Below are 14,001 nucleotides of genomic sequence, written 5' to 3' on the forward strand. Positions count from 1 at the left end.
AATTAAGCCGCTCTATTTGTCAACATAGATAAAATATTGTAGAGGCGATCACGCATCTCGTTACGCTTGATGATCATATCCAATGCACCCTTTTCCATCAGGAATTCACTGCGCTGGAACCCTTCCGGTAATTTTTCACGAACCGTTTGCTCAATAACACGAGGCCCCGCAAAACCGATCAACGCGTTTGGCTCAGCAACGTTTAAATCTCCTAACATAGCCAATGAAGCAGATACCCCACCAAATACGGGATCCGTCATCACCGAAATGTACGGAATACCTTCTTGCTTCATACGCTCAAGGCCTGCACTGGTTTTTGCCATTTGCATTAAAGAGATCAACGCTTCTTGCATACGTGCGCCACCAGAGGCTGAAAAACAAATCAAAGGAATACGTTTTTCAAGGCACACATTCACCGCTTGGATAAAGCGCTCCCCGACAATCGCTCCCATGGAGCCCCCGAGGAAACTAAACTCAAACGCAACGGCAACCACAGGCATGCCATTTAATGCCCCTTCCATTGCGACTAAGGCATCTTTCTCGCCAGTGGCTTTTTGCGCCGCTACCAATCGATCTTTGTAGCGTTTAGAGTCTTTAAACTTCAATTTATCTTCAGGCTCTAAGTGTTCACCAATTTCATAGCGACCCTCATGATCCAAAAAGATATCTAAGCGACGACGCGCGCTAACACGCAAATGATGATGGCATTTTGGGCAAACATCGAGGTTTTTATCTAATTCAGGGCGATACAATACACTGTCGCACTTCGGGCACTTTTTCCAAAGCCCCTCAGGCACAGACCCCGAACCACGCTTTGATTCGCTGCGCACAATTGACGGTAAAAATTTATCTAACCAGCTACTCATTTGTTTCTCCAAATCCTTATTTACTAACTGCCGCTTTGCTCAGCGTCCATCTGCGCACGCATTGGTGCAAGAATAGACTGTAAAGCGTCAGCGATATATTCTTTTGCTTGATTTTGATTTTCTGCGATGGCATTCACCAATACACTGCCAACAATTACGCCATCCGAACATTGACTCACCGCAGCTGCCGTTTGGGCATCTCGAATACCAAAGCCGACCCCTATTGGTAAACGAGTAATTTCTCGCAATGAATCAACGTGTTTTTTCACACTATCCACATCCAATGCAGTCGAACCCGTTACGCCTTTCACAGAAACGTAATAAACATAACCGGAAGCAAGCGCACAAATTTTCTTCGCTCGAGCTGGTGTCGTCGTAGGTGATAACAGATAAATGAGATCAATATCATTTTCGCGGAAACATTCTACTACATCTGTCGCCTCTTCTGGAGTCAGATCCACCAATAAAATGCCATCTACCCCCGCTTCTTTAGCAGAACGGGCAAATGCTTGATAGCCAAAAAACTCAATGGGGTTCAAATAACCCATAAGCACAACAGGTGTGTCAGTATTGTGCTCTCTAAATTGACGAATAATGTCCAATACTTTACGTACACTCGTCCCAGCGGCTAGACTGCGCTCACATGCCAGCTGAATAACGGGACCATCGGCCATAGGATCGGAAAAGGGCATACCAACCTCAATAACATCCGCTCCCGCTGCCACCAAACCATTCATAATGGTTACCGTGTGTTCTGGTGTAGGATCGCCTGCCGTAATATAAGGAATCAGCGCTTTTTTACCTAAAGCTGCTAAATTGTCAAAACATGCATTTATACGGCTCATACTTCAATCCCATCCAATTCTGCAACGGTTAAAATATCTTTATCACCCCGACCAGATAAGTTGACTACAATGATTTGATCTTTACTCATGGTCGCGGCAAGTTTCATTCCGTAAGCAACTGCATGACTGGACTCCAAGGCAGGCATAATCCCCTCAAGACGAGTCAGATCACGGAACCCTTCCATCGCCTCATCGTCATTGATGGCCACATATTTGGCACGACCAACATCTTTCAACCAAGAATGCTCAGGCCCCACACCGGGATAATCTAAACCAGCAGAAATAGAATGGGTACCGATAATTTGACCATCTTCATCGGCCATCACATAGGTACGATTACCGTGTAACACACCAGGACGACCTGCCGATAAAGGCGCCGCATGACGGCCCGTTTCGACGCCATCACCACCTGCTTCAACGCCATACATCGCCACATCTTTATCGCCGATAAACGGATGAAATAAGCCAATCGCGTTAGAGCCGCCACCAACACAAGCAACAAGCGCATCGGGTAAACGACCTTCCTGCTCCATACACTGAACTTTCGTCTCACGGCCAATCACAGCTTGAAAATCACGCACTAATTTAGGATAAGGGTGTGGACCCGCAGCCGTCCCGATAATGTAAAAAGTATCATCGACATTACTCACCCAGTAACGCATGGCCTCATTCAACGCGTCTTTTAAGGTTTTTGTACCAGACTCGACAGGAACAACTTCCGCCCCCAACAGTTTCATACGGTACACATTTAAGGACTGACGCTTGATATCTTCTGCGCCCATGAAAACCTTACATTTCAGCCCCAAGCGAGCCGCCACAGTCGCAGACGCCACACCATGTTGGCCCGCTCCCGTTTCAGCGATGATGTTTGGTTTGCCCATATGTTTGGCAAGCAAGGCTTGTCCAATGGTGTTATTGATTTTATGGGCCCCCGTATGATTTAGGTCTTCACGCTTCAGATAAATTTTCGCACCGCCTACTTTTGCGGTTAAACGCTCGGCAAAATACAAAGGCGACGGACGCCCAACATAATGCGCTAGGTCTTTATCAAACGCCGCCTGGAACTCTGCACTTTGCGATAATTCTTCGTACATCTTGGTCAAATCATCAAGTGCAGACATCAAGGTTTCGGATACAAATGTTCCACCAAACTGCCCAAAACGCCCTTGCGCATCGGGTAGGTTTAAATCAATTGGACTATCACTCACATTTCGCTCCAATAATAAATTCTTGAATACGTGACTCACTTTTGAGCCCTTTGGATCGTTCAACACCACCACTCACATCCACTGCGTAAGGAGCCACTTGCTCAACCGCCGCACGAACATTTTGAGGCGTTAACCCCCCCGCCAATATCACGCTAAAAGGCACGTCCTTCGGAATCAACTGCCAGTCAAATGATTCGCCTGTCCCTCCTGGCATACCTTCTTTATAGGCATCCAGCAAAATGGCACTGGCCGAGGAATAAGCTTGACCAAGCGCCAAAATATCTTCCCCCTCTCTGACCCTTAGGGCTTTTATATAGGGACGATTATACGTCAAACAAGCCGACTCTGTTTCATCCCCATGAAACTGAATCATCCAACGCGTGCTTTCTGAGATAACACGCTCAACCAAAGAGGATTCTGCGTTGACAAATAACGCCACAGGCACCACAAAAGGCGGCAACTGAGCCACTATCTCATTGGCTGTTTGGGGATCAACATAACGTGAGCTTTTTTCATAAAAAACAAAACCCAGCGCATCTGCTCCGTGACGACAGGCAACCAATGCATCCTCAAGATTCGTTATGCCACAAATTTTAACTCGACAGGTCATAAGACAACTCTTTATCAGCCGAAAGTGTTTTTTGATCAGACGAAGTAGAACATACTGATCCGTCTTTCCGATAGTATGACTTCACAGTACCAACCGATTCTTCAATAACCGGCAGAAAGTGCGGACCGAGAGTTGGCTTAGGGATATTGAAATGTTCGGGATATTCTGCATCGACAAAATACAAACCAAAAGGCGATGCGGTCACACCTCCTTTTGTTCTGTCTTTGGCTTCAAGTACATATCTCGCCCATTCAACTGGCTGTTCACCCGCCCCAATGGCAATCAATACCCCTGCAAAATTGCGAATCATATGATGTAAAAATGCGTTAGCTCTAACATCTAGCACCACATACTGGCCAAACTGTCGAACGGAAAAGTTTAGGATAGTACGTACTGGACTTTTTGCTTGACAACCAACAGCACGAAAAGAAGAGAAGTCATGCTCACCGACAAAAACATTGGCCGCTTCCTGCATGGCTTGAACATCAAGTTTTTTATACGTCCAAGTCACGCCATCAATTAAAATGGCAGGACGCAACTCAGCGGAGTAAATAACATAACGGTAACGACGGCTCAGGGCGCTAAAACGTGCATGAAAATCCATATCCACATAACGAGCCGCCACAATGGATATATCACGGGGAAGATGGGTATTCACTCCCAGCGTCCAAGATCGTTCATTTCGAACAGCCTCTGTCTCAAAATGAATCACTTGAGCACTGGCATGAACACCAGTATCCGTCCTGCCAGCACAAATAATACTGACAGGGTGGTTTGCAATAATACTGACCGCTTTTTCTACCTCTTCTTGAACCGTTGGCACATCGTATTTTTGTGCCTGCCAGCCTTTATAGGCAGCGCCGTTGTACTCAACGACAAGAACTACTTTCTTTTTAGTCACTTGGGAACATTCGCTCTATCATACTTTTTGCTTCGGCAATTTGTTGTTCATTACCGGATGAAACTACATCCTCAAGTATAACACGAGCACCTTCATCGTCGCCCATATCCATGTAAGCTCTTGCCAGATCTAATTTCGTTGCCGCTTCATCGCCGCTGGCATCAAAGAAATCAAACTCTTCTTCATCATCATCGACCGCCTCACCATCAGCCGCTTCAGCTTCACCAAATGATGGCGCCTCAACATCCGCATCTTCCTGCGCTTCGGCTAACGTCTCTTCGATACTCGACGCTAACGATTCATTTGGCTCTTGGTCAAAGATTGCAGACTCATCAGGCCCCTCTTCATTCTCACCATCTGTATCTTCAAGTAGATTTGAGACAAAAGACTCTTCCTCAGAAAAATCTGCCTCTGAGTCAGATGTATTCTCAGCCGCCACATCCTCTTCAACAGGCTCAACGGTTGGAATTTCGTCCTCTGGCGTGTCTTCTTCTGGGGCCTCTTCTTCCGGAACGGCCTCAAGCTCATCATCAAGGGAATCAAACTCGTCGGGGGGCGTATCGTCTAACTCGTCTAACTCATTTAAATCGTCCATCTGAGAATCCAAAGAAGCAAATGGATCCTCATCTTCGTCATCATCATCTGCCACCGAATCATCTGCAAAGGCTAAGTCATCAGGTAATTCATAATTATCCTCATCCACTTCTTCTGGCAGGGATGGCTCTTCTAGATTATCGAATTCGCTAAACTCATCAGCTTCCTCTTCTGATTCACCAAAGTCAAAAGCAAAAGGATCCTCTTCCTCTATTTCTTCCTCTGGCTTAGCCTCCTCTGTTTCGACAGCCGCTACGGCAGCCCCCGTCGCAGCAGCCGCAGCTACTGGTGTAGTCGCCGCTAAATCAAATTCGTCACCGTCGTTTTTCGTTGTGTCAGGCTTTTTCTTGCCCATACGACGCATCAACAAACCGATCAAGAAGCCCAACATAAGAAGAACAACGGCTCCCACAGACACAATAATGGGGTTGCCAAAGATCTTATGCTGCCAAGAGTTAGCTTCTGCTTTCTCCTTGTCAGTCCGCTGCTGAATGGTCTCTAATAGCTGATCCACCGTATTTTTTTGTTCTTGCATGGACTGTTTCGCACTGGTGAGCTGTTTTTGAAGCTCCGCCATTTGCTGATCTTTTAAGCTGATCAATTTTTGTAACGTCTTAAGCTGCTTATTCAGGTCGCCTAATTGATTCGAGAGATCCTCTTTTTCACGCTTCTCCTTATCTAACATTTCCTCAGTGGCGGAAAGCTTACTTTCTAATTGAGAGGATTCATTACCACTGCCCTCATTCGAACTGGCATTTTTCTGAGAAAGCGCACTTTGACCCGATGCCAATGTTAATCGGTCGGAATCAGAAATAGGTTGTTTAGACGCGCCTTTACCCTTTGCTTGTGTATTTAGCTGTTCACGGGCAATAGGAGAATGTTTAGAGGACGCCGATTTAATTGTTTGCCAGATTCGAACTTGTCGCTCAAATTCTTCTTTCGACATAGAACGATTGAACAAAGCAATCTGTTGCTCTGTCGGGATACGCAGCACAACGTTTTGTTTAAGAAGATTAATATTATTTGAGTAAAATGCATTTTTATTTAATGCTTGAATCGCGATCATCGTCTGATAAATCGTAAAATTACTCGATGGCCGATTCTTTTCAGCAATACGCCACAAGGTATTACCCGCTTGGGTGAACGCATTGCCTTTTATTGGCAACTTGTTTGCCGCTTGAGATTCTTTTTGAAAAACACTACGACCATTGCTGGCAGAAGTCTTCGACTTCGAAGTTCGTGAGGTAACCGTTGGCGACTGAATCACCTCTTTTTGGGATTTATCAACTAAAGCCGACTGAGTCAATGGGACATCGTATTCTCTTACCACTTGCCCACTGGGCCAGCGAGCAGCCAATACAAAATGCAGATCTTTAGATTTGAGAACTTTCTTCGATACCACATCAATGATTAAGCCTTTACCATTGTTACCGCGCGCAACATCAAAGGATAAATCATTTAACTCAGGAGAAGGCGAAAAACCCGCTTGCCGGAACTCACCGCTACTCCCCAACCGAACTAATATATCTTGAGGGGTCAATGAACCAACATCTGATAATTCTATTTGCCCCCGAAAAGGTTCATCTATGCTCGATTTTAAAGTCAATTCACCCAGCTCCAGCGCATAACCGCTTACCGAATACACCGCACCAGTAATGGCTAAACTAACGAGGGTTTTCCTGAGCATAAGCTTCCCTTTCTATTAAAAAAATGGCTTTTATTACTTACCAAGTATCTTACACAGGTCGCTATTTATCAATAGCTTTAGAATCAATGGTTTGGACTATCGGCTTAAGAATAGAACAATGATCAATGTCTCACCATTTTAATCTATAAAAAAACAACAAAACTCGTCCTTTCAACGGTAAAGTATATTTTAAAAAAAAGCCCCGCTAAACAGCGAGGCTTTCTATTAAGCTAAGTAGCTTAGGGGATGATATGTCGGGTAGCAGCAGCGCATTACTGCGCCTCCCTCCCCTAAGAACTATACGTGCAAGTTTCCCTGCATACGGCTCAAGCCTTTATAAGTCTAGCGAGCAAGACCGACAGCTATTTTATTTTCAAGATCGGATAGAACATACAAAGCTTTATCTAGATGTGTGTAGTCGATCAAATCATCTGATACATCTATACAGCCACATTTGTGCCAAAACAAAAGTTCGTACTGAGTAACATCTTCCTTACTATCAAGAACTCCTTCCAAACTAGCCTTCCGAGTTTCTAAGTCATCAAACTTAATAAGATTATTTTCTTCGAGATAACGAGTACCAAGCTCAGTCAAACGTAGAGCCCCCCTTGGAGCCCCCTGATACCCTCGCTTGTTAACTCCCACTGTTTTTCTAGTTGACTTAACAAGATTGAGGCCTTCGAGTGCGTCAAGGTTATTTCTATGTTCACCATCATTGGCAACTTCCCTTATCGAAAAGTCATTAATAGATAGTAACAACCTCTCCTGCTCATCATTAATCATCAGATCATATCCTTATCAATTTCATTAACTATTTAGTCTACGATGACAATTAGGATGTAACAACACCAAGTTATCCAGTTTGTCACTTCAGCCCTTGTAACGCTCTACCACATGATGAATGTTCCATCCTGTTTCAGGCGTAATCAGTTTGTTGCAACCCAGACAACGGCGCTGTTGTCGTTTCCACAATGTAAAGGCTTTCTCCCCCCTACCCATAAAAAAAGCCCCGCTAAACAGCGAGGCTTTCTATTAAGCTAAGTAGCTTAGGGGATGATATTACATCATGCCGCCCATGCCACCCATTCCGCCCATGCCACCCATATCAGGCATAGCTGGGCCATCTTCCTTAGGAAGATCAGCAATCATTGCTTCAGTAGTAATCATTAGACCTGCAACAGACGCTGCTGCTTGTAGCGCAGAACGAGTTACTTTCGCTGGGTCAAGGATACCCATTTCCAGCATATCACCGTATTCACCTGTTGCAGCGTTGTAACCGTAGTTACCTTCGCCTTGTTTCACTTTGTCAACAATAACAGACGCTTCAGCACCTGCGTTGGTAACGATTTGACGCATTGGCGCTTCCATCGCACGAAGAGCAAGTGTAATACCCACGTTCTGATCTTCGTTGTCACCTTTAAGGTCAACCACTTTAGTTAGTGCACGAACAAGAGCAACACCACCACCAGCAACAACACCCTCTTCAACCGCTGCGCGAGTCGCATGAAGAGCATCGTCTACACGAGCTTTCTTCTCTTTCATTGCTACTTCAGTTGCTGCACCAATCTTGATCACAGCAACACCGCCGGCCAATTTCGCAACACGCTCTTGAAGTTTTTCTTTGTCGTAATCAGAAGAAGAATTCGCGATTTCTGCACGAATTTGCTCAACACGGCTTGTGATATTAGCCGCTTGACCAGCACCATCGACAATCGTTGTGCTTTCTTTTGTCAAAGTAACACGTTTAGCCGTACCTAGCTGTTCTAGAGTAGCGCCTTCCAGTGTCATACCAACTTCTTCAGAAATCACTGTGGCACCCGTTAGGATAGCGATATCTTCCAACATCGCTTTACGGCGATCACCAAAGCCTGGCGCCTTAGCAGCAGCCACTTTTACAATACCGCGCATGGTGTTCACAACCAAAGTTGCTAACGCTTCACCTTCAACATCTTCTGCGATAATCAACAGTGGGCGAGACGCTTTGGCAACGCCTTCCAGTATCGGTAGCAAATCGCGAATGTTGGAAATTTTCTTATCAACAAGAAGGATGAATGGGTTTTCAAGTTCCGCACTCATGGTATCTTGATTGTTGATGAAGTATGGCGATAAATAACCGCGATCAAATTGCATACCTTCAACTACTGCAAGCTCATCTTCAAAACCTGAGCCTTCTTCTACCGTGATCACACCTTCTTTACCGACACGATCCATTGCTTCAGCAATGATCTTACCGACAGATGCATCAGAGTTAGCAGAGATAGTACCCACTTGCTCAACGGCACGGTTGTCTTTGCAAGGCGTAGAAAGCGCTGCAATTTCTTTTACTACCGCACCCGCAGCTTGGTCAATACCACGCTTAAGGTCCATTGGGTTACGACCAGCGGCAACGGCTTTAAGGCCTTCTGCAACAATTGCTTGCGCAAGAACGGTTGCGGTTGTTGTACCATCACCCGCCACATCGTTGGCTTGGGAAGCAACTTCCTTAACCATTTGAGCGCCCATGTTTTCGAACTTGTTATCCAGTTCAATTTCTTTCGCTACTGTTACACCATCTTTAGTAACAAGAGGCGAACCGAAAGATTTTTCAATAACAACGTTACGACCTTTAGGCCCTAAGGTTACTTTTACTGCATCTGCAAGAACGTTCACACCTTTCAGCATTTGCTGACGGGCGCTGTCTCCAAATTTAACTTCTTTAGCTGCCATTTTTTTATACCTTAACTGTTGTAAATGCTATGAATCGTAATAAAACTGCAGGACGACTTAGGCTTCAATAATGCCGTAAATTTCGTCTTCCTTCATGATAAGCAGTTCTTCGCCCTCGATCTTAACCGTTTGGCCTGAGTATTGGCCAAACAAAACAGTATCACCAACTTTAACGGCCAAAGCACGCACATCACCATTTGATTGAATACGGCCAGTGCCAACAGCCAAAACCTCGCCTTGAGTAGGCTTTTCTGTCGCAGATCCAGGTAGAACGATACCAGATGCAGTTGTTGTTTCTTCTTCTTTACGTCGAACAACGACACGATCGTGCAAAGGACGAATATTCATTGATCAATCTCTCCAATTAAAAACAATACCAGGACTCCCCTGGCTGGATAACCCTACCGCATACTGAGTAGGAATCTTTAACAAAGTCCTATATACGGCTATGCAAACCGATTTCAACCCTTACGATAAATTATTTTTTATCAATTAAGTCGTTGTCATCTTTAGACTCTTTCGAATACTCACCGTCAATCGTTTCTCCTTGACTGTGATAGTCATAACGACTGTAAGATGTCCATCTCGAACCTTTCTTCACCATAGAAGCAATAAAGTTGACGACTAACCCCGCTGCAAAAAAGCGGCGCAGTGGTGGAATTAACAATAAGCCACCAATAGCATCCGTAATAAACCCTGGCATCATTAAACAAAGACCAGCGAAGATCAGCATAATACCTTCTGCAACCTCAGAAGCAGGTAGTTCACCACGCGCCATTTTTTCCTGTGCTTTAAGAGCGGTTTCAAGGCCTTGCTTACGAATGATGGTCACACCTAAAATAGCGGTTAAAAGCACCAAGCCAATGGTTGCTAACGCACCGATATGACTGCCCACTTTAATTAAAATGGTCATTTCAATAATGGGCACGAGAATAAAAAGCAAAAGTGCAAGTCTCATATCTACCTTCTTAAATATTATTGCTATACCTTATATCTAAGGACTAAACGTGACGAATCAACCAATGGATAGATTTAAATCTCAAGTCTTGCTTATATTAAGCGAAATTCCTAAGGGTGAATGCATTGCTTACGGAGAATTGGCAAAACTTGCTGGCTTCCCAGGTTATGCCCGACAAGTTGGCCAATTAATGAAAAACTTACCCAAGGACACTAAGCTGCCTTGGCACAGAGTAGTTAATGCTCAGCGTCGCATCAGTTTTGCAGAAAACACCGATGGGTATCTAAGACAAAGGGAGAGATTAGAGCAAGAAGGCTGGCTTATAATCGGCACGAAGCTGATCCATCATAGCAACGCCCTACCAAGAAAAAAGTCATAACAAAACCGTAACAGAAAACCGTGTCAGCAAGCCCCCTACTGTTAGGTACTTGCCGACGATTCAGCTTCTCTACAATAGACCAGCTCGAACTAGTCACGGAAGTTGGTAAACTGCACAGGTTGATTCAAATCCGCACCACGCAATAGAGCCATCACCTGCTGAAGGTCATCACGTTTTTTGCCTGTCACACGCAATTGATCGCCTTGAATCTGCGCTTGAACTTTGATCTTGCTCTCTTTGATCATTTTCACAATTTTTTTCGCTTCGTCGGTTTCCAAGCCTTCTTTCATTTTAATGGCTTGTGACACACGTAAATTTCCTTTGACCACGTCCTCTTTTTCCAAGCTTTTCAAATCAATACCACGATTAACCAGCTTTTGATTCAAAATATCCGCCATTTGGCGGAGCTGAGGCTCAGCTTCAGTCTCCATCACAACACTGCTTTTATCTTTAATCTCATAGCTTGCTTTTACGCCTTTAAAATCATAGCGTGTAGTTATCTCTCTGTTTGCTTGGTCAACGGCATTGGTCACTTCGTGCCAGTCCAACTCAGAAACAACGTCAAATGATGGCATTTTTATGCTCCTTAGCATTTTCAATGATAAAGTTTGGCGCGATAATAACAGGGATTGAAATAAAACACCTAATGGAACGATGACTATGAAAACAACTCCTTGGCTTGTAGTTGGCGCTGGCGCCATTGGTATGCTAGTGACATGCAAACTAAAACGCTTAGATCAGACAGTCCATTTAGTTTACCGATCTGAAAAAACGGGGAATGCCATCACCCTTGATGATCAGGTGGATCCAGAGCATCCAGATGGCAAAATTGTCGATTACAAAATCAAATCTTTTTCTCCTGACAACCTCACCAAGCATTATGACAAAGTTATTTTTTGCACCAAAGCCTTTGACCTTGTTTCGGCGTATCAACAAGTACAAGAGCATTTAACTGACGATGCCGATATTTGCTGCTTATGCAATGGCATGGGAGCTCAACAAGAACTGGCCGCGCAAATAAAAAGTACACAAACATTATGGGCTGGCACGACCAGTGAAGGCGCATTAAAACTCAGTAACAATAAAGTAAAACACACAGGAAAAGGCGATACCTTTTTCGGTTTATGGGACCAGCAAGCAGATAAACAAAGCTTTCACCTTGAAGAGCTAGGCGTAGCCAATATTCATCAAAGACTGTTTGAAAAGCTGGCAATCAATGCGGTGATTAACCCCATTACCGCCTTATTTGCCATTCAAAATGGTGACGTTTTAAACGACGAGTACTCACCACTCTTAAAAGCAACAATTAAAGAACTCTCTGATTTTTTCACTAACCCCAAATTTGAATATTATCAACACAGCCAGCATCTCACTCAAACCAATATGACGAATCGGATCACCACGGTCGCCAAGCTCACTCACTTAAATCGTTCTTCAATGCACGAGGACATTCGTCTGAATCGACCGACAGAAAACGAGTATATTTCCGGCTACCTCGCTACAACAAGCAACCATTCACTCCCCATTCAAGAAATGCTGTACCAAGCCATCAATAATCCAGAACAACGGGAAGAAACGAAAAAAAAGCTCCTAAGCATCGCTTAGGAGCCTTTCAATTGGCGCATGCCCCGTGTCAACAGGCTATTTTTTCGTAACCTTTTCTTTACTGAGCACAATTTTCTGATCTTTATAAAGTGCACCAAGCGCTTTTTTGTAAGTGGCCTTACTTACTTTAAAAACAGCATAGATAGCTTCAGGTGAGGCTTTATCCGTTAAGGTCATCTCACCGCCTTGCGCCTCTAAGTAGTCCATAATATCGTCTAAGATATTACGGACTTTCTTATAGCCAACTTCTTGCAAGCTCAAGTCGATCTTACCGTCTTCACGAATACGCTTAATAAAAGCCGTCGTTTTCTCACCTTTACGTAATTGGCGAAAGGCATCCTGAAAAAACAAAACACCCCAGAAACGATTATCAATGATGCACTTAAAACCAATATTGGTTTTATCACCAATGATAATAGACACCTGATCGCCCGTACGATAAGGCGCTTCTTCACGATTCAGTAAAGCATCAACCTTGGTGGTCGCAACAATACGATTTGTCAGTTGGTCTAGATAGACAAATAAGAGGTGTGTTTCACCTTCTTCCACACGATTTTTTTGCTGACTAAATGGCACCAATAAATCTTTTGGCAAGCCCCAATCAAAGAAGGCGCCAACCTGATTGACCGCAACACAGGTTAGCGCCGCAAATTCCCCCACTTGCACTTTAGGTGTTTCAGTCGTCGCAATAAGTTCATCGTCAGAATCCAGATAAACCAACACCTCAACGTCTTCACCCACTTTCAACCCTTTAGGAATATAGCGCTTGGGTAATAAAATTTCCCCCAACTGATCGGCGTCTAAATACATTCCAAACTCTTTCTCTTTAACCACTTTTAACGTATTTAAACGCCCTACTTGTGTCGTCATTTTTTTTCCTAATTATGTATTTTACACACTACCATTGATTACCCATCAAAAAAGGTAGCGTTAATCGCTTGTTTTCATACAAGCGGATAAAATGGCTTCCAGCTTGTCTTTGCCAAGCTCATCCATCTTTTCTATATTCTGTTCGGGAATCACATCCGTATCCCCATAAAAGGCGATGGCCTTATCAACACTTGCTTCTCGCAACAAATGCAACATTGGATAAGGTGAGCGATTAGTATAATTCGACACATCATTTGACTCGGTGCCAGAAAAACAATAATCAGGATGAAAAGTGGCCAATTGATACACCCCTTCACATTCTTGCTCAAACATCAGGTTTTCTGCCATATCAACAAAGTCTAGATAACGGTAAAAATCACTGAACAGCGTCGGAAACACCAGCAAAGTCGTTTCCGTTTCAGGATGCTCATCCAACCATTGCACCTCAGCCATTAACTCCTCAAGAGCAACTTGCATTTTTTTGGAACGAAGCACCACAATACGGACCGATTCACGCTCCACTTCTCGTTTAGCGAAAGGGCAAATATTCAAGCCAACAATGAACTCTTTTACCCATTTCATGGTCTGGGTTGTGACCAATTCATCAGACAGCTGCATACCACTCTTATTTCTTGCTAATGTTTTCTCCATTCTAGAGCAAACGCCCCAGAGGGTATAGATAATCCCAGCATGTTTCGATTTCGAAAGCCCATAAAACAAGGTATGATTGACTAATTGTGCGCAAATAGAATGAATGGCGTACCTTTTTTCC

General features: G+C 44.1%; 15 protein-coding genes and 1 pseudogene. 2 read left to right on the forward strand and 14 right to left on the reverse strand.

Annotated elements, in window-relative coordinates:
* Positions 1-2: 2 nt before the first annotated feature.
* From accD to AC0VYG_RS13035, 11 genes and pseudogenes are all read right to left on the reverse strand, one after another.
* Complete coding sequence (accD, locus tag AC0VYG_RS12985) at positions 3-866, reverse strand: acetyl-CoA carboxylase, carboxyltransferase subunit beta (protein ID WP_475428422.1); 864 nt, start codon at positions 864-866, stop codon at positions 3-5.
* A 23-nt stretch (positions 867-889) separates the two neighbouring features.
* Complete coding sequence (gene trpA / locus AC0VYG_RS12990) at positions 890-1,711, reverse strand: tryptophan synthase subunit alpha (RefSeq protein WP_475428423.1); 822 nt, start codon at positions 1,709-1,711, stop codon at positions 890-892.
* Positions 1,708-2,919, reverse strand: coding sequence for a tryptophan synthase subunit beta (gene trpB, locus AC0VYG_RS12995; protein WP_475428424.1), 1,212 nt, complete (start codon positions 2,917-2,919; stop codon positions 1,708-1,710). Before trpB ends, trpA begins: the two co-directional genes overlap by 4 nt.
* Entirely contained in the window at positions 2,912-3,529 is a 618-nt protein-coding gene (locus tag AC0VYG_RS13000; RefSeq protein WP_475428425.1) for a phosphoribosylanthranilate isomerase, read from the reverse strand. Before AC0VYG_RS13000 ends, trpB begins: the two co-directional genes overlap by 8 nt.
* The gene (gene truA / locus AC0VYG_RS13005; RefSeq protein ID WP_475428426.1) at positions 3,513-4,430 is read right to left on the reverse strand and encodes a tRNA pseudouridine(38-40) synthase TruA; all 918 of its coding nucleotides are present in this window, start codon (positions 4,428-4,430) and stop codon (positions 3,513-3,515) included. The genes AC0VYG_RS13000 and truA overlap by 17 nt, the downstream gene beginning before the upstream one ends.
* On the reverse strand, positions 4,423-6,711 hold the full coding sequence (locus AC0VYG_RS13010) for a FimV/HubP family polar landmark protein (RefSeq protein WP_475428427.1): 2,289 nt from the start codon (positions 6,709-6,711) through the stop codon (positions 4,423-4,425). Before AC0VYG_RS13010 ends, truA begins: the two co-directional genes overlap by 8 nt.
* 342 nt (positions 6,712-7,053) lie before the next feature.
* Positions 7,054-7,494 (reverse strand): hypothetical protein, encoded by a 441-nt coding sequence (locus AC0VYG_RS13015; RefSeq protein ID WP_475428428.1) that lies wholly within the window; start codon positions 7,492-7,494, stop codon positions 7,054-7,056.
* Between the two features lie 24 nt (positions 7,495-7,518).
* A pseudogene (locus AC0VYG_RS13020) lies at positions 7,519-7,578 on the reverse strand (HNH endonuclease); the annotation flags it as partial.
* Positions 7,579-7,770: 192 nt separating this feature from the next.
* Positions 7,771-9,417 carry a chaperonin GroEL gene (gene groL, locus AC0VYG_RS13025; protein ID WP_475428429.1) on the reverse strand — a complete coding sequence of 549 codons (1,647 nt, stop codon included), beginning with the start codon at positions 9,415-9,417 and terminating at the stop codon, positions 7,771-7,773.
* 57 nt (positions 9,418-9,474) lie between these two features.
* Positions 9,475-9,765, reverse strand: coding sequence for a co-chaperone GroES (locus AC0VYG_RS13030; protein ID WP_067014631.1), 291 nt, complete (start codon positions 9,763-9,765; stop codon positions 9,475-9,477).
* Positions 9,766-9,895: 130 nt separating this feature from the next.
* Positions 9,896-10,375 (reverse strand): FxsA family protein, encoded by a 480-nt coding sequence (locus AC0VYG_RS13035; RefSeq protein WP_475428430.1) that lies wholly within the window; start codon positions 10,373-10,375, stop codon positions 9,896-9,898.
* Positions 10,376-10,424: 49 nt separating this feature from the next.
* Between AC0VYG_RS13035 and AC0VYG_RS13040 the strand changes: the two genes are divergently transcribed.
* Complete coding sequence (locus AC0VYG_RS13040; protein ID WP_475449857.1) at positions 10,425-10,754, forward strand: MGMT family protein; 330 nt, start codon at positions 10,425-10,427, stop codon at positions 10,752-10,754.
* Positions 10,755-10,843: 89 nt separating this feature from the next.
* Here AC0VYG_RS13040 and AC0VYG_RS13045 read toward each other — a convergent pair whose 3' ends face one another.
* Positions 10,844-11,329 (reverse strand): YajQ family cyclic di-GMP-binding protein, encoded by a 486-nt coding sequence (locus AC0VYG_RS13045; protein WP_475428432.1) that lies wholly within the window; start codon positions 11,327-11,329, stop codon positions 10,844-10,846.
* Between the two features lie 85 nt (positions 11,330-11,414).
* On the opposite strand from AC0VYG_RS13045, the gene AC0VYG_RS13050 reads away from it, so the two are divergent.
* A complete protein-coding gene (locus AC0VYG_RS13050; RefSeq protein ID WP_475428433.1) occupies positions 11,415-12,359 on the forward strand; it encodes a ketopantoate reductase family protein in 945 nt (314 codons plus the stop codon).
* 36 nt (positions 12,360-12,395) lie between these two features.
* Here the strand turns inward: AC0VYG_RS13050 and AC0VYG_RS13055 are convergent, their stop codons facing one another.
* A complete protein-coding gene (locus tag AC0VYG_RS13055; RefSeq protein ID WP_475428434.1) occupies positions 12,396-13,229 on the reverse strand; it encodes a CvfB family protein in 834 nt (277 codons plus the stop codon).
* A 60-nt stretch (positions 13,230-13,289) separates the two neighbouring features.
* Positions 13,290-13,847, reverse strand: a complete 558-nt coding sequence (locus tag AC0VYG_RS13060) for a DUF1415 domain-containing protein (protein ID WP_475432542.1) — start codon at positions 13,845-13,847, stop codon at positions 13,290-13,292.
* Between the last annotated feature and the right edge of the window lie 154 nt (positions 13,848-14,001).

Source organism: Marinomonas sp. 63XJN7_7_ISO-PGPR-S23-202 (genome assembly GCF_056173505.1).